The organism is Corynebacterium sp. zg254 (genome assembly GCF_024701495.1).
Taxonomy (GTDB): Bacteria; Actinomycetota; Actinomycetes; order Mycobacteriales; family Mycobacteriaceae; genus Corynebacterium; species Corynebacterium zhongnanshanii.
On record NZ_WIAR01000001.1, the window covers coordinates 662,058 to 686,502 of the forward strand.

21 protein-coding genes are annotated in these 24,445 nt (G+C 63.3%); 7 read left to right on the plus strand and 14 right to left on the minus strand.

Annotation, left to right across the window (positions count from 1 at the left end):
- Window positions 1-76: 76 nt before the first annotated feature.
- From GC425_RS03025 to GC425_RS03035, 3 genes are all read left to right on the plus strand, one after another.
- A complete protein-coding gene (locus tag GC425_RS03025; protein ID WP_257821905.1) occupies window positions 77-2,470 on the plus strand; it encodes an MMPL family transporter in 2,394 nt (797 codons plus the stop codon).
- Between the two features lie 9 nt (window positions 2,471-2,479).
- Window positions 2,480-3,148 carry a TetR/AcrR family transcriptional regulator gene (locus GC425_RS03030; protein WP_257821907.1) on the plus strand — a complete coding sequence of 223 codons (669 nt, stop codon included), beginning with the start codon at window positions 2,480-2,482 and terminating at the stop codon, window positions 3,146-3,148.
- A gap of 83 nt (window positions 3,149-3,231) precedes the next feature.
- Entirely contained in the window at window positions 3,232-3,948 is a 717-nt protein-coding gene (locus GC425_RS03035) for a nicotinamide riboside transporter PnuC (RefSeq protein ID WP_257821909.1), read from the plus strand.
- Here GC425_RS03035 and GC425_RS03040 read toward each other — a convergent pair.
- Complete coding sequence (locus GC425_RS03040; RefSeq protein ID WP_257821911.1) at window positions 3,937-4,974, minus strand: 3-hydroxyisobutyryl-CoA hydrolase; 1,038 nt, start codon at window positions 4,972-4,974, stop codon at window positions 3,937-3,939. The two genes, GC425_RS03035 and GC425_RS03040, sit on opposite strands and share 12 nt — an antisense overlap.
- Window positions 4,975-5,020: 46 nt before the next feature.
- Window positions 5,021-5,899 carry a polyphosphate kinase 2 gene (ppk2, locus tag GC425_RS03045; protein ID WP_151841952.1) on the minus strand — a complete coding sequence of 293 codons (879 nt, stop codon included), beginning with the start codon at window positions 5,897-5,899 and terminating at the stop codon, window positions 5,021-5,023.
- A gap of 210 nt (window positions 5,900-6,109) precedes the next feature.
- On the opposite strand from ppk2, the gene GC425_RS03050 reads away from it, so the two are divergent.
- A complete protein-coding gene (locus tag GC425_RS03050; RefSeq protein WP_257821914.1) occupies window positions 6,110-6,415 on the plus strand; it encodes a hypothetical protein in 306 nt (101 codons plus the stop codon).
- A gap of 38 nt (window positions 6,416-6,453) precedes the next feature.
- Here the strand turns inward: GC425_RS03050 and GC425_RS03055 are convergent, their stop codons facing one another.
- From GC425_RS03055 to GC425_RS03090, 7 genes are all read right to left on the minus strand, one after another.
- On the minus strand, window positions 6,454-6,774 hold the full coding sequence (locus GC425_RS03055; RefSeq protein WP_257821916.1) for a putative quinol monooxygenase: 321 nt from the start codon (window positions 6,772-6,774) through the stop codon (window positions 6,454-6,456).
- A 74-nt stretch (window positions 6,775-6,848) separates the two neighbouring features.
- Window positions 6,849-8,663 (minus strand): alpha/beta-hydrolase family protein, encoded by a 1,815-nt coding sequence (locus tag GC425_RS03060; protein ID WP_151841955.1) that lies wholly within the window; start codon window positions 8,661-8,663, stop codon window positions 6,849-6,851.
- Between the two features lie 2 nt (window positions 8,664-8,665).
- Window positions 8,666-10,573 (minus strand): ABC-F family ATP-binding cassette domain-containing protein, encoded by a 1,908-nt coding sequence (locus tag GC425_RS03065; protein ID WP_257821919.1) that lies wholly within the window; start codon window positions 10,571-10,573, stop codon window positions 8,666-8,668.
- Window positions 10,574-10,651: 78 nt separating this feature from the next.
- A complete protein-coding gene (locus GC425_RS03070; RefSeq protein ID WP_257821921.1) occupies window positions 10,652-11,584 on the minus strand; it encodes a 4-(cytidine 5'-diphospho)-2-C-methyl-D-erythritol kinase in 933 nt (310 codons plus the stop codon).
- Window positions 11,581-12,567 (minus strand): 16S rRNA (adenine(1518)-N(6)/adenine(1519)-N(6))-dimethyltransferase RsmA, encoded by a 987-nt coding sequence (rsmA, locus tag GC425_RS03075; RefSeq protein ID WP_257821923.1) that lies wholly within the window; start codon window positions 12,565-12,567, stop codon window positions 11,581-11,583. Before rsmA ends, GC425_RS03070 begins: the two co-directional genes overlap by 4 nt.
- Before the next feature lie 37 nt (window positions 12,568-12,604).
- Window positions 12,605-13,774 (minus strand): transglycosylase family protein, encoded by a 1,170-nt coding sequence (locus GC425_RS03085; protein ID WP_308240236.1) that lies wholly within the window; start codon window positions 13,772-13,774, stop codon window positions 12,605-12,607.
- 282 nt (window positions 13,775-14,056) lie between these two features.
- A complete protein-coding gene (locus tag GC425_RS03090; protein ID WP_257821925.1) occupies window positions 14,057-14,947 on the minus strand; it encodes a TatD family hydrolase in 891 nt (296 codons plus the stop codon).
- A gap of 181 nt (window positions 14,948-15,128) precedes the next feature.
- Here GC425_RS03090 and GC425_RS03095 point away from each other — a divergent pair, with 181 nt between their 5' ends.
- Together GC425_RS03095 and fmdA are read left to right on the plus strand one after the other, a co-directional pair.
- The gene (locus tag GC425_RS03095; RefSeq protein WP_151841961.1) at window positions 15,129-15,416 is read left to right on the plus strand and encodes an FmdB family zinc ribbon protein; all 288 of its coding nucleotides are present in this window, start codon (window positions 15,129-15,131) and stop codon (window positions 15,414-15,416) included.
- 36 nt (window positions 15,417-15,452) lie between these two features.
- Window positions 15,453-16,706: a formamidase gene (fmdA, locus tag GC425_RS03100; RefSeq protein ID WP_257821928.1), complete on the plus strand. Its 1,254-nt coding sequence runs from the start codon at window positions 15,453-15,455 to the stop codon at window positions 16,704-16,706.
- Between the two features lie 28 nt (window positions 16,707-16,734).
- Here fmdA and metG read toward each other — a convergent pair whose 3' ends face one another.
- From metG to rsmI, 3 genes are all read right to left on the minus strand, one after another.
- Entirely contained in the window at window positions 16,735-18,582 is a 1,848-nt protein-coding gene (gene metG / locus GC425_RS03105) for a methionine--tRNA ligase (protein WP_151841963.1), read from the minus strand.
- 101 nt (window positions 18,583-18,683) lie between these two features.
- Window positions 18,684-20,657, minus strand: a complete 1,974-nt coding sequence (locus GC425_RS03110) for a BCCT family transporter (RefSeq protein ID WP_308240237.1) — start codon at window positions 20,655-20,657, stop codon at window positions 18,684-18,686.
- 177 nt (window positions 20,658-20,834) lie between these two features.
- Entirely contained in the window at window positions 20,835-21,722 is an 888-nt protein-coding gene (gene rsmI / locus GC425_RS03115) for a 16S rRNA (cytidine(1402)-2'-O)-methyltransferase (RefSeq protein ID WP_257821931.1), read from the minus strand.
- 44 nt (window positions 21,723-21,766) lie between these two features.
- On the opposite strand from rsmI, the gene GC425_RS03120 reads away from it, so the two are divergent.
- Entirely contained in the window at window positions 21,767-23,269 is a 1,503-nt protein-coding gene (locus GC425_RS03120; protein ID WP_308240238.1) for a glycosyltransferase family 39 protein, read from the plus strand.
- A gap of 7 nt (window positions 23,270-23,276) precedes the next feature.
- Here the strand turns inward: GC425_RS03120 and GC425_RS03125 are convergent, their stop codons facing one another.
- Window positions 23,277-23,996, minus strand: a complete 720-nt coding sequence (locus GC425_RS03125; protein WP_257821934.1) for a zf-HC2 domain-containing protein — start codon at window positions 23,994-23,996, stop codon at window positions 23,277-23,279.
- A gap of 26 nt (window positions 23,997-24,022) precedes the next feature.
- Window positions 24,023-24,442: a DoxX family protein gene (locus tag GC425_RS03130; protein WP_257821936.1), complete on the minus strand. Its 420-nt coding sequence runs from the start codon at window positions 24,440-24,442 to the stop codon at window positions 24,023-24,025.
- Between the last annotated feature and the right edge of the window lie 3 nt (window positions 24,443-24,445).

Below are 24,445 nucleotides of genomic sequence, written 5' to 3' on the forward strand. Positions count from 1 at the left end.
GAGGTTGCGCAAAATTGCATCGCGTCGGTAAACTTGCGCGGGTCAAGCATAAACATACGATCCCACAAGGACACTCATGGCTCAGTTCCTCTACCGCCTCGGCAGAAGCGCCTACGCACATAAATGGCGCTTCCTGGCCGCGTGGCTGATCCTCATCATTGGAGTCGGCACCGCAGCGGCCACACTCCAGAAACCCACCGACGACAACTTCACCATCCCCGGCCTAGAATCCGTGGATACCATGGAACGCCTGCAAGAGGAGTTCCCGAACGCCCAAGGGCAATCCCTAGACGCGCCCACCGGCACGCTGGTGGTCCGCGCCCCCGACGGGAAAACCCTGGCCGATGAGTCCGTGGCCACAACCGTGGACCACCTGCTGGAGCAGCTGAAAACCAAGGACTACCTGGCCAACACAGACGAGCTAGTCTCCCCCGTCATGGCCGCCCAAGGCATGACGCAGCAGCTGACCGAAGCCAAGAAGGCCCAAGGGATGCCGGAGGAGCAGATCGCGCAGGACATCGCAGCGCTATCCCCGCTGTCCGAGGACCAGCGCATCGGCACCATCTCCGTAACGTTCACCGCCGACAGCAGCGCAGACGTGCCACTGGCGGACAAGGAAGACTTCGCCGCCACCGTGGAGGCGAACCAGGGTAACCTCACCGCGGGCTGGTCCGGCAACGCCTTCCAGAACGCAGAGATGGACATGACCTCCGAGCTGATCGGCCTGGCTGTGGCGGCCATCGTGTTGATCGCCACGTTCGGCGCGTTCGTGGCCGCGGGGCTGCCGCTCGTCACTGCGGTGATCGGCGTGGCGATGGGCACGGGGCTGGTGTTCGCCTCCACCGCGTTCATCGACAGCGTGTCCTCCATGACCCCCACCCTGGCCTCCATGATCGGCCTGGCCGTGGGCATCGACTACGCCCTGTTCATCCTGGCACGCTTCCGCAACGAGCTGGTCGCGCACGTGGGCGGGCAGGACTTGAGCCCGAAGGAGCTGGCCGCCAAGCTGAAAACTATCCCGGCCGCCACCCGCGCACACCTGGCCGGCCTGGCCGTGGGCAAGGCAGGCTCCGCGGTGGTGTTCGCCGGACTAACCGTGCTGATTGCGCTGTCCGCGCTGTCCATCATCGGTATTCCGTTCCTGACCACCATGGCGCTGTCCGCCGCGGTGACCGTGGCGCTGGCCGTGATCATCTCCGTGTCCCTGCTGCCAGCCATCATGAGCCTGCTAGGCACGAAACTGTTCGCGGGACGCGCGCCGATCGTGAAGGCACCGGACCCGGAGAACGAAGCGCCCACCATGGGCCTGAAGTGGGTGCGCATGATCCGCGCGCGCCCCTGGATCTTCGCCATCGCCTCCGTGGCTCTGCTGGCCGTGCTGGCCATTCCCGCCACGAACCTGCGCCTGGCCATGCCCACCGACGGCACCATGGCCAAGGGCTCCCCGAACCGCGTGGCCTACGAGATGACCGAAGAGGGCTTCGGCGCCGGACGCAACGCGCCGATGATCGCGCTGGTGGAGTACGGGGACGCCAAGCAGGCCCAAGCCAAGCAAGCCGTCCTCACCAAGGCCCTGGAGACCTTCCAGTCCACCGACGGCATCGCCAACGCCCAACTGGCCGCCACTAACGGCGACCCCAAGAATCCCCAAGACCTGGGCACCGCCGCGCAGATCATGATCACCCCGAAGTACGGCGCCACCGACGAGCGCGCCGCCGACGTCCTGGACAACCTCCGCGCCCACGAGGCCTCCTTCGAAGCAGAAACCGGCGGCACCTTCGCCATCACCGGCATCACCCCGATGTTCGAGGACATCTCCCAGCAGCTGCAGGACGCCCTGATCCCGTACATCTCCATCGTGCTGGTCCTGGCCTTCCTGCTGCTCATGGTTGTGTTCCGCTCCATCTGGGTCCCACTCCTGGCCGCCCTGGGCTTCGGCCTGTCCGTCGCCGCCACCTTCGGTGTGACCGTGGGCCTGTGGCAGGAGGGCATGCTGGGGCTGATCGACGATCCTCAGCCGCTGGTCTCCTTCCTGCCCATCATGCTGATCGGCATTGTCTTCGGCCTGGCGATGGACTACCAGGTGTTCCTGGTGACCCGCATGCGCGAGGGCTGGGCGCACGGCAAGACCGCCCAAAACGCCACCGCCAACGGCTTCAAGCACGGAGCCCGCGTGGTCACCGCCGCGGCCCTCATCATGATCAGCGTGTTCGCCGCGTTCACCACCCTGGACCAGCCGTTCATCAAGGTGATGGGATTTGCCCTGGCCGTGGCCGTGTTCTTCGACGCCTTCATCGTCCGCATGGTCCTCATCCCCGCCACCATGTTCCTGCTGGGTGAACGCGCCTGGGCGATCCCCCGCTGGCTGGACAAAATCATTCCTTCCGTGGACGTGGAAGGTGAGTCCCTGCAGGGATTATCTGAGTCCGACGCCCAGCGTGCTGCCCACACAGCCCACCCTGAAAGCTAAGGTGTTGTGATGGATTCGCCCTCTCAGCCCCAGCCCACCGTGGGCCTTCGGGAACGCAAAAAGGCAGAGACGAAGGATCGGATCGCGCGCGCGGCCGTGGAGAAGTTCGTCACCCTCGGCGCCGAGGGTGCCACCATCGGAGCCATCGCGGAGGCGGCCACTGTCTCCCCGCGCACGTTCCACAACTATTTCCACCACCGCGAGGATGCCCTGATTCACTTCTGCGTGAACTACGTGGCCCAGGTGGCGGACGCGATCCGTGCCATGCCCGCGGACCACGATCCGATCACGGCCCTGGAGTCCTATATCGAGGAGTTCATGGCCCGGCCCGCCGATGACCTGCGCGGCTGGTCCACGCTCTCCCGGGTGGGAAACCATCTGGCCTCCTACTATCAGGGGTTGATGGAATCCCCCGCAGGGGCGTCGGGCTCCATGACGGAATCGGAGCACCCGCAGGGACTCGCCATGCTACGTCCCCTCGTGGCGGCGCTGCAGGAACGCAGCAACGGTACGCTGCCCGAGTTCCAGGGGTTCCTGCTGCTGACCTTCGCCATGAGCATCACGGACACCGTGCAGGGCATGCGCTACCTGGACCCCAGCCTTGACGCTGCCGCCACCGCGCGTTTCATTCACGACGGATTCAATAGCCTCCGCAAGGGCTTTCACTTTAGGAAATAGCCTCTCACGCCTGTGATGCACCTGTCCCCCGGGAGTTGCCCGATTTCCACAATCGGCAGCACCCGGGGGACAATGTGTGAGTTATGGAGACAGACTCACTCTTCCTCACGCTGCTCAACGCCACCGCCTACGTGGGCGACGTGCCCATCCTGTGGCGCGAGATCATCGGCAACGCCTTCGGCCTAGCCTCCGCGATCGGCGGCATGCGGCGCGTGGTGTGGGCCTGGCCCGTGGGCATCGTGGGCAACATCCTGCTGTTCACGGTCTTCATGGGTGGGCTGTTCCACACGCCCCAGGACCTTGACCTTTACGGGCAGGCCGGGCGGCAGGTGATGTTCCTGATCGTCTCCGCGTACGGATGGTGGCGCTGGTCCAGCGCGAAACGGCGCGGCATGCGGGAATCGCACACCACGGACCCCAGCCGCTCGATTGTCTCCGAACCCGCGGAATCCACCGCCGCCGTGCAGCCCCGGTGGGCCAGCACATCCCAGCGCATCGGCATGCTGATCTTCGCGGTGGTGTGCACATGCGTGTGCGCGGTGGTGTTTCAGGCGCTGGGCAGCTGGGGGCCGTGGGCCGACGCCTGGATTTTCACCGGCTCCATCCTCGCCACCTACGGCATGGCGCGCGGCTGGACGGAATTCTGGTTGGTGTGGATCGCGGTGGACATCGTGGGAGTGCCGCTGCTCTTGACAGCCGGCTACTACCCGTCCGCGGCGCTGTATGTGGTCTACGGGGCCTTCGTGGTGTGGGGGTTTGTGGTGTGGTTGCGGGTGCAGAAGCGCGGCTCAGTCCAGTAGCTCCCGCCACGCCGCCGCGTCCACCGCCGAGGACTCCGCCGGATCAAACGTCGCAGTCCGGTCCTTGTCCACTAGCACAGCCCGCACGCCCTCGGCGAAGTTCGGCTGATGCCGCAGCGCGGTCCCCACGGTCAGCTCGTTGCGCAGCGCCGTATCCACATCCACGGCCGCCGCGCGCTCAAACATCTCAAAGCCCGCCACCTGGCTGGTAGGGTTCGCCGAGTCCAGCTGGTCCTTCAGCGCGCTGCGGAACTCTTCATTCAGCTCGTCGTTGTTCACGCCGTCGCGCAGCGCGGCTTCCACCTCCGCCCACGAGTCATGCGACAACGCTTCCCGGATGAAGTCCGCGTGGCGCGCCAACTGGCTCTCGCCCGCGTCCTCCACCGGCAGGGTTCGGCGTTGCAGCACCTGCTCAATGTCGTCCTCGCGAAGCTCCTCCACAATCGACGCCGGGTTCTCCACCAAATGAGTTCCCAACCCCGTCCACAGCATGTCCGCTGGACTCAAACGCCATCCGGTCAGCCCGATGAACTCCCCGATTTCCTTGCCCACGGGCAGGTGCGTCAGCACGTGCGACATCCCGACGTCGGGCACGAATCCAATCGCTGCCTCCGGCATCGCACCCAGCGTGGTGCTGGTGACCAGGCGGTGGGATCCGTGCGCGGAGATGCCGAAGCCGCCGCCCATCACTACCCCATTGAGCAGGGCAACCAGGGGCTTCGGGAAGGACGCCATGCGGGAGTTCAGGCGGTACTCTTCCTCAAAGAAGGTATTGCCTGCCTCGAAGTCTCCATCCAGGTCCCGCTCCCGGACCCAACGGACGTCCCCTCCCGCGCAGAAGGCGCGCTCCGTGCTGGAGGCGATGACGATCACGTCGACGGAGCTGTCCTGTTCGAAATGATCCAACGCCTGATCGATACCACGGATCATGTCTACCGTCAGACTGTTGAGGGCCTTGCTCCTGGTGAGTTCAATAACGCCACACCGGCCCTGTGTGAATGCCCTGAAGTCATCGTGAGTAATCATGCCTTCCATGGTGGCACACTCACGATGTTCGGATGGCAAAAATAGACTATTTCTGCTCGGACTTCTTGGCCTTCTTGGACTTCTTAGAGCTCTTAGTCTTCTTAGACTTCTTCGGCTTCTTCTCTAGCGCCGCGGCGGCGTCCGGAACATAACGGAAGCTGGTACGTGCTGGACGCTCATACTTGTCGTCCTTGTTCTCCGGGCGCTCAGGGATCGACGGAACATTCTTCTCCACGTACTCCCACGGGATGGTGTTCAACAGGTGGTTGATCACGTTGATGCGAGAGCGCTTCTTGTCCTCGGACTCCACCGTGTACCACGGAGCGGACGGGATGTCCGTGTGCACGAACATCTCATCCTTCGCACGCGAGTAGTCCTCCCACCGGGTGATGGACTGCAGGTCCATGGGAGACAGCTTCCACTGGCGCAGCGGATCGGATTGGCGGGACTTGAAGCGCTTGATCTGCTCCTCGTCGGACACGGAGAACCAGTACTTCCGAAGGATGATGCCATCTTCCACCAGCAAACGCTCGAAAATGGGAGCCTGGTGAAGGAACCGGCGGTATTCCTGGGTGGTGCAGAAGCCCATCACGCGCTCCACACCAGCGCGGTTGTACCAAGAGCGATCGAAGATCACAATCTCACCCGCGGTCGGAAGCTTCTCAATGTAGCGCTGGAAGTACCACTGCCCCTGCTCCCGAGAGTTCGGGGCGGGCAGTGCTTCCACGCGGCAGGTTCGTGGGTTGAGGTATTGGGTGATGCGCTTGATGGCGGATCCCTTACCCGCAGCGTCGCGGCCCTCCATCACGATCACCACACGCGCTCCGGTCTTTACGACCCACTGCTGGAGTTCTACAAGCTCGGCTTGAAGGCGTTCAAGCTCTTTTTCATACTTGGCTTTGTCTAGTTTCGCAGGCTTGCTCATACTTCTCACTGTATTCCACCCGGGGATTCTCTCCAATCCGGTCCGCCTCGCGTATTCTCAATCCGGCTCACCTCGCGTATTCTTTTTAGCGATGAACCTTTCCCTCCTTGGTGCGGTAGCCCCCTTCGCACTCATCGATTCCCTCAACCTTCTGCTGTTTGCCTTCATATTCCTACTGAGGGTGACTCATGGGGACCAACGGAATAGCTTTTGGGATCCTTTTCACGCAATGTTGTCGCGCTTCTTGGCCTCGGGTTTCTTACCGGACTGATCCAATCCTTGACGTCCCTGCCCTTCTGGGGCGGCATCATGTATGCGCTGGGCAACGAGGAGGAGTTGCAGGCCCACTACTTCTCGCTGGCATATTCAAGCCTGGCGATCTCAACCCCACTCGTCCTATTTATTGCGGTGGCAGCGATGAAGCCGCTGCCTGAACGTGTGCTCCAGCGCCACGAGCGCACGTGCAATTGGGCCATCGCCATTCTTCTCACGCTCCTGGGCGTGATGCACCTGTAAGTCAGCGTTCGCCGGCTTACAGGTAAGGCAGACAGTGCTTAGACCTGGAACTCCGCCATGCGGTCCCACTCGGTCTTTCCTTCGATGGTGGTGTTGATGATCTCCGGGGTCTCCAGGAGCAGCTTCGGCAGATCCTCGCACGCCTTCTTGAAGTGATCCGATTCCACGTGGGCTACGTCGTGGCCGTCCTTGAAAGCCTCAGACAGCAGGTACTCGTTGGGGTTTTCCTCCGAGCGGTACCAGTTGAACCACAGGCAACCCTCTTCGGCGCGAGTTGCCTCGGTGAACTCGGTGACCTGCTGGCGGAAAGTGTCCACGAACTCGGGCTTGGGCAGGAACTTCACGTTAATCAAAATCATGCGTCCCAGCCTAACGATCCTCCAGCCCGGCTGCCAGCATGCGCGAGGCAACTCTGGTCACGGCTGCATGCTGGCTAAGGCTGCTTCACGCCCACTTCCTTTTCCGGACCCTGGTGAGCCATCGCAGCATTGAGCTCCGCCTCCAGGCGATCCCGGCGCGCTTCGGTGAATCCCTCTCCACCCACCAGAGCCATGAGCCCCGACAGCACCGAGTTTCCATAATTGTGCCCGTGCCCGTTCGGCACATTGGCCGCCACAGGCAAGTCCAGCGTGACCTGCCAGAAGGTCACGAACGGCATCCAATGCATGGACGCGGAACGGTCAAACCCAGGGGGCTCCTTCAGCCAATCCGGCTCCTCAAACAGTAGTCGCGGCGACCACCACACCACCGGATCCGAGGGGTGCTGGATAAACAGCACGCGCGGGAAGCGCCACCCATGGGGGCTCTCCAAGGCTGGGTCTTCCTTCGGCCACTGCCAGATCTCGTCCTCATTCTGGGCAAAGCGCACGCTCAAACCGCCGGCATATTCCGGGCTCACCTCCGGCGAGCCCGGATCCCTGCGGTCCACGAAATCCCGCCACAACGTATTGGAGTTTGGCGGACCCAGCCACAGCACTCCGTCCACGGAGGAGACGATGTCCCGCAAGCCCGAAAACGCGCCGGCCCCCGCCGAGGTTCCCAGAGACTCTCCATAGACATACAACTTCGGGCGGTCATTCTCTGGGAGCGTTTGCCACCAGTCCACCACGGCCGTGACCAGGGCAGCGCCGGCTTCCTCCACGCGCTCCCTGTCGGCGAGCAGCTGCACCACGCTGGGAAGGTAGGAGTACTGGGCAGAAGCGATGGCGGAGTCACCATCAAAGAGGAGCTCAAAGGCCTGTGCTGCTGTGGGGTTCACCCAGCCCGTTCCCGTGGCAGGGGCAACCATCAAGGCCTTGCGGTGTGCCGCCCCCGTGCGTTCCAGCTCCCGGACCACGGACTGGGCTCGTTCCTCATCGTCCTTCCCGGCCTTCAGGCCCGCGTACACCCGGATGGGTTCTTTCGAGGGCCGCCCGGTGAGCTCCTCCAGCTCATCCTTATACAGGCCCAGGGATGTAAACCGGGTGCCATAGCCGCCCAGGTCCTCCCACGCATTTTCCGACGCTGTGCTGCCCGAACGCTCCGGAACCGTCGGCCTCTCCAGATCCTCCCGGATCTGCTGGTCCTTGAGGGAAAACACGCGCTCGGCACCGCCCACAATCGCACCGGGCAGCACGGAATCCACCAGGACCAACACCAGCACGAACGCCACGATCCAGGCGTAGATCTGGCTTCCCTTCTCCCCCAGCTTGGAACCCACGCGGCTGCGCTGCAGGCGATCCACCAGTTTCAAGAATCCCTTGCCCACCAGCACCAGCAGAGCCCACAGGCCTAGTCCTACCGGCAGTATCAACAAAAACTGCCCGGCGCTATAGGCCTCGGCATCCGTCAGTGCCGCGACCTCCTGCTGCCAGTGCACGGCAAACAGCGACCACAAAATCAGGGCTACAACTACCAGTAGTACTAAAACCGCCTCGGCAATGGTCTTCAGTTTTGTGACAGCCTCGTCTGACGGGCGCTTCGGCGTCGAATATCGGGACAACCACGCAGCACCCGCATCAAATCCCCGCTCGGCCACACCCTTGAACTCCTCCAGGCGGGGTTCCATACGACGCTCCAGCCAGGAATTCCACACCCAGTGCACAAACACACCCACGGCATAGCCCGTCCCCGCGGACAAGCCCGCGCAGACCCCCTGGAACAACCAATCGCGCGGCAGAATAGACGGGGTCAGCGACAGGGCAAACATCAACGCGCCGACCAGCAGGCCCACAGAATCGACGTGCGCCTCCCACTTATCACGCGCCATCGCTAGCCCTCGAGCTTCTCGCCGAACTCAAGCCACTGCATCTCCAACTCCTCACGTTCGGCGGTGGCGGCCTGCAATTGCGCATCGAGGAAGCTCAGCAGCTCAGTATCGACGGCGCCGCCGGTGGACACGTCGGCGGCCTCGGCCATCTGGGCATGGATGTCCTCGATCTTCTGCTCCGTCTTGGCGAGCTTGCGCTCCAGCGCCTTCATGTCCTTATGCAGCTGGCGTTCCTCTTGGCTGCTCAGGCCGTTGTTGGACTGGCTGGTGGCGGAGGTCGAAGAGCTGGAGGAGCTGGTGGCGGACGTCGACGAGGTAGCCGCGGTCGCGGAGCCCTGGCGCTCCGCGCCGATGTCCAGCACGTTATCGTTGCGCCCCGCCGCAGTCTGCAACTCGGCACGGCGCTGCAGATACTGCTCAATACCGCCGGGGAGATTGGTGAGCGCTCCATCACCAAACAGAGCCCACGTGCTATCGCACACGCGTTCAATCAGGTAACGGTCGTGGGAAATCACCACCATGGTTCCGGGCCAACCATCCAGGAGGGACTCCAGCTCCTGGAGGGTATCGATGTCCAGGTCATTGGTGGGCTCGTCCAGCAGCAACACGTTCGGCTCGGCCATGAGCACGCGCGTGAGCTGCAGGCGGCGGCGCTCACCACCGGACAGGTCCCCCACCGGGGTGCGCTGGCGCTTCGCGGAGAAGCCCAGCCGCTCCGCCAGCTGGGAGGCGGACAGTTCCTTATCGCCGAACATCACATAGCTCGCCACGTCCTGCACCGCGTCCAGCAGGCGCCGGGTGGGATCCAGATCATCCAACTCCTGCCGCAGCCAGCCCAGGCGCACGGTCCGACCCTCGATGCGCTTACCGGAGTCCAAAGCTGCTTCCCCGGCCAGGGCGCGCAGTAGCGTGGTCTTGCCGGAGCCGTTCACACCCACCAGGCCGATGCGCTCGCCGGGTCCTAGGCGCCACGTGACGTCCTGGATCAGCACGCGGCCGTCCGGCGTGGACAGCGTGGCGTCCTCCAGCTCGATAACCTTCTTGCCCTGGCGGCGCGCCGAAAAAGCCATGAGCTCCACCGAGTCACGCACCGGCGGCACGTCCGAGATCAAGGCCTCGGCAGCCTCGATGCGGTAGCGCGGCTTGGAGGTGCGCGCCGGCGCCCCGCGGCGCAGCCACGCCAGCTCCTTGCGCGCCAAGTTCTGCCGGCGTTGCTCCGCCGCATCGGCCTGCCGGGCGCGCTCGGCACGGGCGAACGTCCAATCGTTATACCCGCCCTCGTAAATGTCCACCGTGCCGTCGTGCACTTCCCACGTGGTGGTGGCGACGGTATCCAGGAACCAACGATCGTGCGTGACCACCACCAGCGCGGTGTTCCGCCCCAACAGATGATCAGCGAGCCACTGCACACCCTCCACGTCCAGGTGGTTGGTGGGCTCGTCCAGGATCAGCAGGTCCAGGTCCTGCACTAGCGCGGCCGCCAGGCCCGTCCTGCGCCGCTCGCCACCAGACAGATCCCGCACTCGCGTGTCCAGCCCCAGCTCCGGAATGCCCAGCCCATTCAACACGGCGCGCACTTTCGAGTTCCCCGCCCACTCGTAGACCTCCAGCCCCAGCGGCGCCAGAATCGCGTCCGCCACAGTCATGTGCGCGTGCGCCTCATCCACCACGGCCTCGCGCAGCACGTCTTGGGTGACCATCGCCATGCGCAGGTCGTTGTTGTGGGACACGCGGCCGGAATCCGGGGTGTCCGTCTGCGCCAGGATCTTTAGCAGCGTGGACTTTCCACCGCCGTTGAGACCCACCACGCCCACACGATCGCCCGTGTTCACACCCAGGCTGACCTGCGACAGCAGGGTTTTGAGCCCGTAGGACTTATCGACGTTTTCGAGGTTGATGAGGTTTGCCACCGTGGCATGTCTCCTAACGCTGGGGTTGTGGGGAAGAGTGTTGGGAAGGGTACAAACTGTGCCGAACGTGCACGCGCCTTAGATCAGATGCGCGCCCACACCCGGCGAACTGGTCACGGCCGTGGCGCTAGCGGTGCCGGACACGGCCACCGCCGTGGCGACGTCCACCGCGTGTTCCTCGGACTCGCACAGCATGGCGATGGTGGGGCCGGATCCGCTGACGATCGCCGCGATCGCACCTGCCTCGGCCGCCTGCGCTAGCGTCTCCCTCAAGCTGGGCATGAGGCTGATCGCAGGAGCCTGCAGATCGTTGGCCAGCAGCGCCCCGAGCCGATGCGGATCCCCGCTGAGCAGCGCCTGCATCACGCCATCAGGCGCCCCGGCCCGCGGCATGTCCTTCGCCGCGCGCTGCTCGTCGAGCTTCGCAAACACCGTCGGTGTGGACAGCCCCCGCTTATCCGTCGCGATGGCCCAGTGGTACTGCCCGCGTGTAGGCACATTCACCAGCTTCTCCCCCCTTCCAGTACCAAGGGCAGTACCACCCAGCAGGCAGAATGGAACGTCCGCCCCGAGGGTTGCGGCTAATCCCATTAACTCGCGCTGGTCAATATCCATCCCAAAATATTCGACGCCGGCCCGCAACGCCGCCGCCGCATCCGCCGAACCACCGGCCATCCCGCCGGCGACGGGAACTTCCTTCGTGATGTGAATGTGTGGGAATGCGGGAGCATCGTCGGCGTGGTACTGCCCGCGGTACTGCTCTCTGCGCTGCGCTAGCAGCTCCACCGCGCGCCACGCGAGGTTGGAACTGTCCGTGGGCACGAGGTGCGCGCTGTGCCCCTCCACGGTCAGCTGCGGTTCCTCGCCCGGCTCTGGAGTGGACAGCCGCACCTGCTCGCGCAGGTTCAGCGATTGAAAGATAGTGGTCAGCTCGTGATAGCCATCGGGCCGTACGTCCCCCACGCCCAGATGGAGGTTCACCTTGCCATGTGCCACGGCAGTAACGCTCATCGGGTTCGCTCCTTCCCACCAGAACCAGCAGCTGAACGGTCGCCAGAGCCGTCTATGGAACCGGCAGCGGACTCCTTCGCGATCACGGCCTGCGCCAGCCGCACAAAGTCCGCGGTGGAGAGCTTCTCTCCCCGCTCCTTTGGGTCGATGTCTGCGGCCACCAGCATGTCCTCCGCTACCTGGGCGCCACCGAAGTAGCTAGACAACGCCGCCCTCAAGGTCTTGCGGCGCTGCAGGAACGCAGCATCCGCCAGGGCAAACACGGTCTTCTTCAGGTGCTGATCGTCCACATCCCACGGAGCGTCCTGGGGATCGAAACGGTCCATGCGGACCAGGCCCGAGTCAATCTTCGGGGCGGGCCAGAACACATTCTTGCCGATGGTGGCAGCCCGGGTCACCGACCCATAGAACCCAGCCTTCACACTCGGCACACCATAGATCTTGCTTCCCGGCGAGGCTGCCAGCCGGTCGGCAACCTCCAACTGCACCATCACCAGCACCCGGTGGATCGTGGGAAACTCGTCCAACAGGTGCAGCAGCACCGGCACAGAGACGTTGTAAGGAAGGTTCGCCACCAGCGCGGTCGGCATCGGTTGGTCTGCCGCCTCAAAGTCCGCCTTCGCGACGGCCAACGCGTCCTGGTGCAGCACACTTAGGGTATCCGCCACGGCGGGGGCCCTGTCCGCGCAGGTGAGAGGCAGTTGGTGAGCAAGCCGGGCGTCGATCTCCACGGCGGTCACGCCCTGCACCACGTCCATCAAGGCCAGGGTGAGGGAGCCCAGCCCCGGCCCGACTTCAACCACATGATCGGCCGGGCCCACTTCTGCAGCGGCGACGATTTTGCGCACCGTGTTGGGGTCGTGCACAAAGTTCTGACCTAGCTTTTTGGTCGGCGAGACATCCAGCTGCTCGGCGAGTTCCCGCACCTGCGGGGGGCCAAGTAGCTGGACGCGCGAGGAGGATGATTCTTCTGCAGAAGGCATAACCCTCATTATGCTTCACACGGCATGAAAAGCGCTATTAGCGCAGACCCAGCTTCGAGGTGCAGGACGGCCATGCGCCCCAGCCCTGGGACGCACGCACACGCTCAGCCACAGCGATCTGCTGCTCGCGCGTGGCCATGTGAGCGGCCGGAGCGTACTCCGTACCACCGAAGCCAGCCCAGGTGGATGGGGAGAACTGCAGGCCACCCTGGTAGCCGTTGCCGGTATTGATGGCCCAGTTTCCACCGGACTCACACTGAGCGATGGCATCCCACACGGAGCCGTTCGCCACCGATGGTGCGGCGGCGCCGGTGTTCGAAGCGGCCACCGTGGCAACCTTCTTGGTGCCGCGCTTAACCACGGACTCCTTTGGCTCCGTCAGGGTTTCCTTGTTCAGGACATCGCGCTTCGTTTCCTGATCGTTTTCACGACGGACGTTGAAGGTGACCTTCTCGCGGCCTGGGGTGCCTGGGTCGAGGACCTTCTCTTCGCCCTCGTTCATCTCCGGATCGTCTTCGTAACGCACGGGTGCTGGGATGTCCTGCTCCACGGTCTCCTCGCCCTCGGTGACGCGGAAGACATCGATGTGCATGCCCTCGGTCAGCGGGGTGTCCGCCGGTGGCTCCACCACGTCCTCAGGTCCCAGAGGCTTGCCGTGCATCGCCAGGGCCTCGCCCACGGTGCGGGCTGGCAGGCTCAAGGTGCCTGGCTTTCCGCCGTTGTTCAGCGTGAACTTCTTGGACGTGGTGATATCCAGGTTCATGCCATCCACTGGGATCTTGCTGGAGGCGCCGGAGGAGAGGAGACTTTCGGCGTCGTTGTGTCCCATCTGCTTCAGCAGATCACGGATGTTGTCCGCGGTGGTGTTCACGGTCTGCGTCTGACCGTCGATCACCAGGGAAACCTGGCGGGAGGAACGAACCTTGATGTGGGAGTTATCAGAGATGGACTCGGACAGTGCCGGGGTGACCAGGTCCTGATCGTCGATCTCCACGCCAGCGGCCTGGAGGGCGCCCTTCACGTCACCGGACATAGTGGAGGCGTTGATGATCTTGCCGTCCACGTCCAGGACAACATTCTTGTGGGCCGCGACGGCCACGCCACCACCAACAACCAGGGTGGCCAACATGCCGCCGGTAGCCACGCGCATGGGGGTGTTGCTGGTCTTATTGATGCGGTGCAGGCGTGACTTCTTCTTTGGTGACACGATGTGTTGGACCTTCCGGTGATTCGCTTACTGTGGTGTTTCTCCAGGCTGGGTGCGTGAGGGTGCAGCCAGGAACAAGTGAACTAAGGTAACAATACGGTAACAAAACCTGAACGCCAAACCTTAAAACATAATTATGGGTCAATTCACATCAGGGTGCGTCACGCGCGAAAACTGCAGTCACAGGAATGTTCACGGATCCCGTTTGCCCCAGGATCCGCTCCCCCAGGAAGGTGTGAGGATATAAGTATCGGGCTGAGCCACACTCAGGCTAGGCCGAACTCACGCCAGGCCGAACACCCGGCGCGCCGTCTCCGACGACTGCTGCGCCACCTCCTCCGGCGCGCACCCGCGCGCCTCGGCCACCACGCGCGCCGTGTAGCCCACATACGCCGACTCGTTGCGCGCACCCCGGAACGGCTCCGGGGTCATGAACGGCGCATCCGTCTCCACCAGGAAATGCCCTTCCGGCGCCTCGGCTGCCGCCTGGCGCAACTCCTCGTTGCGCTTGAACGTGGTGTTGCCACAGAAGGACAGCACATAGCCGCGCTCCAGGAACTCCCGCGCCACATCCAGCGGTGAACTAAAGCAGTGCATGATGACCGTCTCGGGCTTTGGAGCATAGTCCAGCACGCGCAGGAGATTCTGGTCTGCCTCCCTGTTGTGGATCATCAGCGCCTTGCCCGTGCGCACGGCCAGGTCGATGTGCCAGCGGAAGATCTCCTCCTGTACCTCCAGCGGGGCGGTGCCCTCATCTTTTCCGATCCAGTACTCGTCCAGGCCCGTCTCCCCGATCGCCACGCAGCGCGGGTGGGCCGCCAAGCCCTCCAGCTGAGTTTTTACGTGATCCGTGACGGTGTGGGCCAGCGTCGGATGAACGGCAACGGCAGCATAGACACGCGGATCCATCTCCGCGGCGCGCACGGCAGCGACAGTTTCCTCCAGGCCATCGCCCACCGTGCACGCGTGTGTCACGCCCACGGCCTGCGCGCGATCCATGATCTCCTGCACGCCGTCGGCGTATTCCTCATCCGTGAGCGTCCGGCCCTTGATCTCCACGCCGCGGCTGGCGACGATCTTACGCACGGTGGAATACAGGTGCGTGTGCGCGTCGAACAGCGGGTGCAGCGGCTCGGGAGGAACGGGCGTGGGGCGGGACTTCTTCTTGGCCATGCGTCCCAGCGTAACAACACCTATTTTTTACACGCATGTTTCGCCGGGACATCGGCGCTATTACGTGGGGCGCGCTTCTGTGAATTGCTGATAAAACACGGCCGTTTTTACCCCGACGGGGCCTTACCCGGGGAAGAATGTATATCAACAGAACAATCTTGCCTGACAGTGAGGAGACCTTATGCCCTGGTACGAATTCAGCTGCTCCGAAGGACACGTGACAGAACGGCCGTTTTCCATCGCGGAGAACAAGCGAAGCATCGAGTGCCCGACGTGCACGCTTCCCGCCTCGCGAATCATCAGCGCGCCGTCCACGCCACGGTCCAACCCGGTGCACTCCGCGCTCATCACGGCCACCAAGGAGACCGCCCACACGCCTGACGTGGTCAGTTCCGTGCCAGCATCCGGGAATCGGCGCCCCACCCCCGTCAGCACCAATCCCCTCCACCGCACGCTTCCCCGCGCATAAGGACCCCAAGGACATAAGGACATAGAAGGACATCACATGCCACAGAACATCTTCCCCCTCGACAGCACCAAGCCCTTTACCGACCAAGAAAAGCTGGGCCACAACCGGTGGCACCCAGACATCCCGCCCGTAGCGTGCGTGAACCCCGGCGATAGCTTCCGCGTGGACTGCCGCGAATGGTTCGACGGCGCCATCAACAACGATGACTGCGCCGACGACATCCGCGACGCTCCCCTCTCCACCGTCCACGCCCTGTCCGGTCCCTTCCACGTGACCGGGGCGAAACCCGGCGATCTGCTGATCGTGGACATCCTCGACGTAGGCCCCATCCCCCAAGAGGAAGGGCCACTCGCGGGCCAAGGGTGGGGATATACCGGAATCTTCGCCAAGAAAAACGGCGGCAGCTTCCTCACCGACCAGTTCCCGGATGCATACAAAGCCGTATGGGACTTCAGCGGGCAGAAGGCCACGTCACGCCACATTCCCGGCGTGGAGTTCTCCGGCATCATCCACCCCGGCCTCATGGGAACAGCCCCCAGCCACGATCTGCTGCAGCGGTGGAATCAGCGCGAAGCCGCGCTGATTGCCACCGACCCGGAACGCGAGCCACCCCTGGCACTCCCGCCCGAGCCCAACAACGCCATCCTGGGAGGCCTCACCGGCGAGCGCTACACCAGCGCCGCACGAGAAGCAGCACGCACCGCTCCCCCACGAGAAAACGGCGGGAACCAGGACATCAAAAACCTCTCCAAGGGAACCCGCGTGTTCTACCCGGTCTATGTGGATGGGGCAAACTTCTCCGTGGGTGACCTGCACTTTTCCCAGGGAGACGGCGAGATCACCTTCTGCGGCGGCATCGAAATGAGTGGCTACATCGATCTGCACGTGGACATCATCAAGGACGGAATGGCTAAATACAACGTCACGGAAAACGCCATTTTCATGCCGGGAAATCTGGAGCCACAGCATTCGCAATGGCTCGCTTTCTCGGGAACGTCCGTCACGCTCCATGGCGAGCAGCGCTATCTGGATTCTCACTTGGCGTATCAGCGCGCCTGCCTGCACGCCATCGAATACCTCACCACATTTGGCTGGACTCCCGAGCAAGCCTATCTCCTGCTGGGCGCCGCCCCCATCGAGGGCCGCTTCTCCGGCGTGGTGGATATTCCCAATGCCTGCGCCACCGTGTATCTTCCGGTGGACATTTTCAGCATTGATATTCGGCCGGGAGCGGGACCGCAACCCACCATCGATCCGGGTATCGGCGCCCCGCGCTCCTCGTTTGAATAATGCGGCCCAGCCGTTTGACTTATGCAGCCTAGCCGTCCACCCGGGCCCACTCCGGCCCGGTCTGGGCCAGCTCCGGATCCAGCTTCGCGAACAGCGGCTTCGGCTTGGACAGCGGCACACCCGGCTTCAGGTCGATGCGCTTCCACACCGCCTGCTGCTGGGTGTAGTCACCCATAATCACGGGGTAGCTGCGGCCTTCCTCCGGCACGCCTGCACCCACGGGCTTCAGTGGGGAATCATCCACGACCTCTACTACGTCCGGCTGCGCCGCCCACTGGCCCTCGCCTCCCAGGGTCTCGAAGACCTTCTGCGCGGAAAATGGCAGGTACGGGGTCATCAGCGTATTGATGTCGGCGACCACCTGCAACGCCGTGTACAGCACGGTCGCAAGGCGCTGCTCGGCTGCGGCGTCGCCCTCCTTGGCTAGCTTGGCCAGCTTCCAGGGCTCGGTGGCCGCGATGTACTGGTTGGCCTTGCCGGCGATGCGCATTGCCTCGGTGATGCCGGCCTTGAACTTGGAGCGGGACAGCGCCGCGGCCACGGTATCGTACGCGGCCTGCGCCTCGTCCAGCAGCGCCTGATCCTCCTGTTGGAACTCACCCGGCTGCGGGATCTCCCCGAAGTTCTTGTGCGCCATGGACACCGTGCGGCTGATCAGGTTGCCCCACTCGTTGGCCAATTCGGAGTTGATGCGGCGCACGAACTCGTCCCACGTGAAGTCCGTGTCCATGGTTTCCGGGCCGGCCACGGCAATGAAGTAGCGCAGCGCATCCGGGCCGAACTCCTTCAGGAAGTCGCGGACGTAAATCACCACGCCCTTGGAGGAGGAGAACTTGGAACCGGACATGGTAAGGAATTCAGAGGAGACCACCTCCGTGGGCAGGTTCAGCTCCTTCAGCTCACCAACCGTGCCCCCCTTGCTGCCCTTACCGGCGTATCCCAGCAGCTCAGCCGGCCAAATCTGGGAGTGGAACGTGATGTTGTCCTTGCCCATGAAGTAGTAGGACACGGCCTCTGGGTCATTCCACCATGTGCGCCATGCTTCCGGATTGCCCGTGCGATGTGCCCATTCAATCGACGCCGACAGGTAGCCCACGACAGCGTCGAACCAGACATACAGCTTCTTGGCGTTGTTGTCTTGCCAGCCCTCGATCGGGATCGGCACGCCCCAGTCGATGTCGCGGCTCATCGCGCGGGGGCGGATGTCCTCCAGGAGGTTCAGGGAGAACTTCAGCACGTTCGGGCGCCAGTCCTTTCGCTCCTTCAGCCACGCGGTGAGCTCCTCGGCGACCGCGGGAAGGTCCAGCATGAAGTGCTCGGTATCCACGAACTCAGGGGTTTCCCCGTTGATCTTGGAGCGTGGGTCGATCAGGTCCTCGGGGTCCAGTTGGTTTCCGCAGTTATCGCACTGGTCACCGCGGGCATCGGTGGCCCCACAGATGGGGCAGGTTCCCTCGATGTAGCGGTCAGGCAGGGTGCGGCCGGTGGTGGGGCTGATGGCACCCCGGGTGGTTTGGGTGACCATGTAGCCGTTTTCGTAGAGGCCCCGGAACAGCTCTTGCACCACGGCGTAGTGGTTGCGGGTGGTAGTGCGGGTGAACAGGTCGTAAGACAGACCCAGGCCGGCCAGATCCTCGACGATGATGCGGTTGTAGCGGTCGGCGAGCTCCTGGACGGTCACGCCTTCCTTCTCCGCCTGGACGAGCAGTGGGGTTCCGTGCTCGTCGGTTCCGGAGACCATCAGAACCTCGTTGCCGCACATTCGCTGGAAGCGAGCGAAAACATCGGAGGGAACACCAAATCCGGCGACGTGTCCGATGTGGCGGGGGCCGTTTGCATACGGCCATGCAACAGAGATCAAATAGCTTTGGGACATGCTGTCTAGGATATTAGATCTGCTCAAGCAATGTACAAACAGCCCCCACCGGCGGTAACGCTGATCGCGTTGTCCGGTGGGGGCTGTGTTTACTGTTTCCGCTACTTCTTCTCAGAGTCAGAAGAGGGGTTCGGGTCGATGTCGTGAGTCTCGGCGTACTCGATGTACGCATCGGAGGCCTCCTGAGCATCGCGGGCAGCCTGCTGGGCTGCCTCCACAATGTGCTCAATGTCGGAAACCTTCACCACCTCGACCACCTCGTTGCCGTCGAAGACCTCGTGCTTGTTGGACGCGGCCTCGGCGGTGGCAGCGGCAACGGCTGCAGAGCCGTTGCCTTCGCCCGGCGCGACCGATGGGCCGTGCTGCTTGCCCAGGCGCTTGCGGGTGTTCTGGCGGCGCTGCTCGTTGACGCGGCGTTCCTTGGCCACGCGCAGGGCGAACTGGCGCTGTGCCTTCTGGTCCAGGTACAGCGGGTCGTCGGACAGGGCCTTCGGGATCGCGAACATCAGCGCGATGATGATCAGGGTGAACGGCGAGGCCGCCACGATCGTGATGGTCTGCAGGTTGCTCAGGGAGTCATCGCCACCGGTGGTGAGCAGCACCACGGCAATGAGGGCGGTCAGCGCTCCCCACAGCACGGACACCACTGGGGATGCTACCTCGCGGCCGTGCTGGGACATGGTACCCATCACGGTGGAGGCGGAGTCCGCCGAAGTGATGAAGAACGTTGCCAGCAGGATCATCGCAATGACGGAGCTGATCTGCCCCAGAGGCATGGTGTCCAGCAGGGAGAACAGCTGCTTGGTTGGGTCACCATCGCCCCAGATAGACTGGCCAATCTCCTCCAAGTGCATCGCGGATCCACCGAAGATGGAGAACCACACGATGGTCACCAAGGTGGGAACCGTCAGCACCACGATCACAAACTCACGGATGGTGCGTCCGCGGGAGATGCGGGCCAGGAACATGCCCACGAAGGGGGACCAGGAGGTCCACCATGCCCAGTAGAAGATCGTCCAGGAGGACAACCAGGAGGACGCATCGTGGGAAGAGTTCGCGGTGCGGGAGGCGTTCACGAAGAAGTTCTGCAGGTAGGAGCCCAGGGTGGTGGGAACCAGGTTCAGGATCACCACGGTGGGGCCCACGATCAACACGAACAGTGCCAGAATGGCGGCGGTGACCATGTTGAAGTTGGAGACGTACTGAATACCCTTACCCACACCAGAGGCGGCGGACGCCAGGAAGAAGATGGACAGTACCACGATGATGCCCACCAGGGTCCAGGTGCCGGGGTTGTGCAGGATTCCCACGGAGTCCATGCCGGACGCGATCTGGGTAGCGCCCACACCAAGCGATGCGGCGGTACCGAACACCGTGGCGAAGATAGCCAGCACGTCGATGGCCTTACCGATGGCGCCGGTGGCGCGCTTCTCACCGATCAGGGGCGCGAAGGCGGCACTGAGCAGCTGCTTACGGCCCAGGCGGTAGGTGGTGTAGGCGATGGCCAGACCCACGATGGCGTACAGGGACCATGGGTGCAGACCCCAGTGGAACAAGGTGGTGGACAGTGCGGTGGACACATCCTCGGTCTCGGATCCGGGCACTCCGTCGCGGTAGAAGGTCAGCGGCTCGGTCACACCGTAGAACATCAGACCAATGCCCATACCGGCGGCGAACATCATAGCCACCCAGGACGGAGTGGAGAACTCAGGCGACTCGTTGTCCTTACCCAGGCGGATGTGGCCGAAGCGGCTAAAGGCAATGAACAGAATGAAGGCCACGAACAGGGAGCCCACCAGCACGAAGAGCCAACCCCAGTCAGAGACCAGGTAGTCCAGTGCCGCACTGGAGAAGCTGGAGAAGCTGTCCTTGGAGAACAATGCCCACAGCAGAACGGCCAGGATGAGGCCTGCGGCGGGGATGGTCACGGACATGTTGATGCTGGCGTTTTCGTCCAGCTGTACCGTGTCATCCGTATCGACGTCCTGCCCCTGCGGATTCACATCCGGGGTGCCGGACTCCGTGTGATCGAGTTTTTTCGGGCTCGACGAACCCTTCTCTTGAGAAACAGTCATTCCTCCAGGGTGCTGATTTTTCTGCAGCTTTTCAACGAAAGAGCACGTGAAAGCCCCTGACAACACGGTTGTGCGGTACCTGCCCAACACCCAAGTCCCAGCGTTTTCACAGGTTGGGTGGTTGTTCGCCTCCCTATCACCCCCGAAACTGAGAAGTTACTGAGAATTTTGCTCGGGCTATTGCTTTAGGGCCACCACTGCGTCATACAGCGCCTTTTTACTCACCCCGTGGGCCGACGCAACCTCCCCCGCCGCAGCCTTGAGCCGCTCCCCCGCAGCCACCCGACGCTGCACCTCGCCCACCAGGTCCTCCACGGCAACATCGCCCGACGCATCGGCGGCGGCGTCGATCACCACACAGATCTCACCCTTAACCCCGCCGGCGGCCCACTCGGCCAGCTCGCCCAGCGTGCCACGGCGCACCTCCTCGAAGGTCTTCGTCAGTTCACGGCACACCGCGGCCCGGCGCTGCTCCCCCAGCACCTGCGCGCCCACCGCCAACGTATCGGCGATGCGATGCGGCGATTCGAAGAAGCACACCGCCCGCGGCTCCTGTGCGAAGCTTTCAAAGAACGTCCTGCGCTGCCCGTTCTTCCGGGGCGCGAAACCCAAAAACGTGAAGTGCCCCACGCCCAGGCCGGACAGCACCAACGCGGTCGGCACCGCAGACGGGCCCGGCAGGCACGTCACAGCCACGCCGGCTTCATGCGCGGCGACCACTACGGGAAAGCCGGGGTCGGACACGGCCGGCATCCCGGCATCCGTCACCACCAGCACGCGCTTGCCCAGCTGAGCCTGCTCCACCAGCCACCCGGCGCGCTCGGACTCGTTGTGGTCGAAGTTGGACACCACCTGGCCCGTGATCTCCACGCCCAGGGCGTCCGCCAAACTCCGGGTCCGGCGGGTATCCTCCGCGGCGATGATGTCCGCGCTGCGCAGGGCGTCCATCAGCCGGATCGACGCATCCAGCGGATCCCCCAGCGGCGTGGCAGCGATCATAATCCCGCCAGATTCCACGGGCCGCTTGGCACGGGCTCGATCCAACAGACCTTCGATTTCTCCCATGGGTACAGCTTGCCACACAATAGCCACCGGATATATTGAAGGGCGTGCCCATCACGAAGATCGCCTCGCTCGCCACGCGCCAGCCTCACAACCCCCGAACCTGGCGCCTCACGCTGCTGACCCTGGCAATCTTCGGGTTCCTCACCCGGCTCATCGGCCTAAACCACCCCACCGATAGCCACACCCCCATCTTCGACGAGAAGCACTACGTCCCCCAGGCCTGGCAGATCGCCCGCAGCTGGACCAACCCCTTCCTGCCCGGCATGGAGGATAACCCCGGGTTCGGCCTGGTGGTGCACCCGCCGCTGGCCAAGCAGATCATGGCCGTGTTCATGGACGTCTTCGGCTATAACCCCTGGGGTTGGCGTGTGGCCAGCGCGCTGGCTGGTGTGGCGGTGATTCTACTCATCGCGGGTATTGCCCGGCGCCTGTCCGGCAGTCACCTGGTGGGTCTGCTGGCGGGTGTGTTTGCCCTGTGCGATGGCATTTTGTTCGTCACCGCACGCAGCGGCATGCTGGATCACCTGCAGACTCTCGCCGTGATGGCGGCCACCTACTTCGCCGTCCGCGACGCCCACCAGACCACCACCCGCTTCCGCCACGTGTACGCCGAGGGCCGCATCAACGACCATCCCTTCGGCCCCCGGATGGGGTTTCGCTGGTGGCGTTTTGGCGTGGCCGTGGCACTGGGGTGCGCCCTGTCTATCAAGTGGTCTGGGCTGTACTACATGGCCTTTTTCGGCGTGACCGTGGTGATCGTCGATTATCTCCGACGCCGCCGGTTCGGCGTATCCAAACCCCTGGTGGGCACCGCGGTGCTCGATGTGCCCCCTCACTTCTGTGCGGCCGTCATCTACCCCGTGGTGATCTATGTGCTGTCCTGGCGCTCCTGGTTCGCCTCCGAATCCGGGGTGTTCCGCCACGCGGTGGAGTCCGGCCGCTACGAGAGGACGGATGGGTGGGCGTGGAGTTTCCTGCCGGACACGGTGCAGAACTTCATCTACTACCACGTCTCTGTCCTGAAGTTTCACAGTGAGCTGACCAACTCCAACGGCCACCACCACTCCTGGGAGTCCAAGCCGTGGTCCTGGCTGGCCACCACACGGTCGCTCATGTACTACAACCCGGATAGTTCCCAGGGCAAGCACACCGTGGTGCTGTTGGTTGGCACGCCCGCGATCTGGTGGGTGTGTGTGCCGGCGATCCTGTGGGCCCTGTGGTGCCTGGTTATTCGCAGGCAGCCGATGTGGCTTGTTCCCGTTGTCGGTTTTGCGGCCGGTTTTCTTCCGTGGCTGCCGCAAATGGATCGGCAGATGTACCTGTTTTATGCCACGAATCTGACGCCATTTTTAGTGATGACCTTGGCGATGATCATGGGTCAGGTGTGGCATTCTCCGCGCTTAAGTCTGCGCTGGCGCCAGATTATTGTGATTGGATATTCCACCGTGGTGGTGTGGAACTTCCTGTTCTTCCTCCCCATCTACGCGGCCCTGCCGCTCAGTGACCTGGAATACGAGCTTCGGCTGTGGCTCCCCAGCTGGAGTTAGAGCAGAATTAGCGCCCCGTAATGTCGCTATTGGAAAACTTCAGCGGCTGAGCTGTGGCTGTTTTCCAGGATTGGCTGAGCGGCGTGAACAGGTGATGCCGGCCCAGCCAGCACACCACCAGAGCCACCACCGCGGCGAGGTTTAAGGCAAGTCCCCACAGTGGGTTGGCGCCACTATCCTCCGGTGCTAATCCGAACACCAAGTTCCTGGTAGCAAAGCCGGCACCAAAGGCCCACAGGGCAAGATAGATCGGGAGCATCGAGCTGGCCATCGCAGGCCGCACACCCGCGCACAGCAGCCCCACGGCAAGAGCGAAGCGGTACGTGGCGGCGTCGAACACATAACGGGCAAACTCCGGATTTTCCGCAACAGGCCCGGCTACCTGACCAAACAGCAACGTCCCGGCCCAGCCGATGTTCACCACGGCCAGCAGCACCAGAACGATGCGGGCGATGAGCAAGGGGTACTGCCGGCTGCGGAAGGATCCGGTGGGAACGGCGTGGGTAGCCAAGAGCTGATCGGCCAACGCCTCGCCCGACTGCTGGGGCTCGTCCTGCTGGCCCGCCACGCCGATGTGAAGGTCACGGCCCAGCGCCGTCACCGTGGCGTACCAGGACTGGCATTCGCGGCAGGCGTCCAGGTGCGCGTCCACCACATCATCCGGCGCTGAAGTCGGCTCGCCATCCAGACGTGCCGAAAGAGCCGCACGGACATCCTGACAATCCATTATTCACCGCCGAAAAATATAGAGCTTTAAGAAAAGCGCGAGAGCGCCTTATCCAGGCTCGCACGGCCCGGACCGAACACCCCCAGAATAAGGCAGGTGACAATAATCAACAGCACAAACTCAAAACCACCATGGTCCACAAATAGACCGTGGCTGATGTGCACAATGTACATCACCGCCGCGAAATAAAAGACAGCCACCAGCGCCACTGCGGTGGTGAGCAGCCCCACCACCAGCATGGCGCCGGCCAGCATTTCAAAAATGGAGCCACCCCACGCGCTGAGGCGGGGCTGCACCACACCCATCTGTTGGAATTGAGCGATGGTGCCGTTGGGGCCCTCCATGCCCTGGAGGAAAATCTTCTGCCAACCGTGGCCAATCAGAATGAGGCCAAGGACCAGGCGCAGCACGAGCAGTGCAGCGTCGCGAACTGCTGGGTGATTCATGAG

Excerpts from the sequence above, each read along its gene's own strand:
- GC425_RS03025 (WP_257821905.1), top strand. The coding sequence starts at position 77 with ATGGCTCAGTTCCTCTACCGCCTCGGCAGAAGCGCCTACGCACATAAA.
- GC425_RS03030 (WP_257821907.1), top strand. The coding sequence starts at position 2,480 with ATGGATTCGCCCTCTCAGCCCCAGCCCACCGTGGGCCTTCGGGAACGC.
- GC425_RS03035 (WP_257821909.1), top strand. The coding sequence starts at position 3,232 with ATGGAGACAGACTCACTCTTCCTCACGCTGCTCAACGCCACCGCCTAC.
- GC425_RS03040 (WP_257821911.1), bottom strand. The coding sequence starts at position 4,974 with ATGATTACTCACGATGACTTCAGGGCATTCACACAGGGCCGGTGTGGC.
- ppk2 (WP_151841952.1), bottom strand. The coding sequence starts at position 5,899 with ATGAGCAAGCCTGCGAAACTAGACAAAGCCAAGTATGAAAAAGAGCTT.
- GC425_RS03055 (WP_257821916.1), bottom strand. The coding sequence starts at position 6,774 with ATGATTTTGATTAACGTGAAGTTCCTGCCCAAGCCCGAGTTCGTGGAC.
- GC425_RS03060 (WP_151841955.1), bottom strand. The coding sequence starts at position 8,663 with ATGGCGCGTGATAAGTGGGAGGCGCACGTCGATTCTGTGGGCCTGCTG.
- GC425_RS03070 (WP_257821921.1), bottom strand. The coding sequence starts at position 11,584 with ATGAGCGTTACTGCCGTGGCACATGGCAAGGTGAACCTCCATCTGGGC.
- rsmA (WP_257821923.1), bottom strand. The coding sequence starts at position 12,567 with ATGCCTTCTGCAGAAGAATCATCCTCCTCGCGCGTCCAGCTACTTGGC.
- GC425_RS03090 (WP_257821925.1), bottom strand. The coding sequence starts at position 14,947 with ATGGCCAAGAAGAAGTCCCGCCCCACGCCCGTTCCTCCCGAGCCGCTG.
- GC425_RS03095 (WP_151841961.1), top strand. The coding sequence starts at position 15,129 with ATGCCCTGGTACGAATTCAGCTGCTCCGAAGGACACGTGACAGAACGG.
- fmdA (WP_257821928.1), top strand. The coding sequence starts at position 15,453 with ATGCCACAGAACATCTTCCCCCTCGACAGCACCAAGCCCTTTACCGAC.
- metG (WP_151841963.1), bottom strand. The coding sequence starts at position 18,582 with ATGTCCCAAAGCTATTTGATCTCTGTTGCATGGCCGTATGCAAACGGC.
- GC425_RS03110 (WP_308240237.1), bottom strand. The coding sequence starts at position 20,657 with ATGACTGTTTCTCAAGAGAAGGGTTCGTCGAGCCCGAAAAAACTCGAT.
- rsmI (WP_257821931.1), bottom strand. The coding sequence starts at position 21,722 with ATGGGAGAAATCGAAGGTCTGTTGGATCGAGCCCGTGCCAAGCGGCCC.
- GC425_RS03125 (WP_257821934.1), bottom strand. The coding sequence starts at position 23,996 with ATGGATTGTCAGGATGTCCGTGCGGCTCTTTCGGCACGTCTGGATGGC.
- GC425_RS03130 (WP_257821936.1), bottom strand. The coding sequence starts at position 24,442 with ATGAATCACCCAGCAGTTCGCGACGCTGCACTGCTCGTGCTGCGCCTG.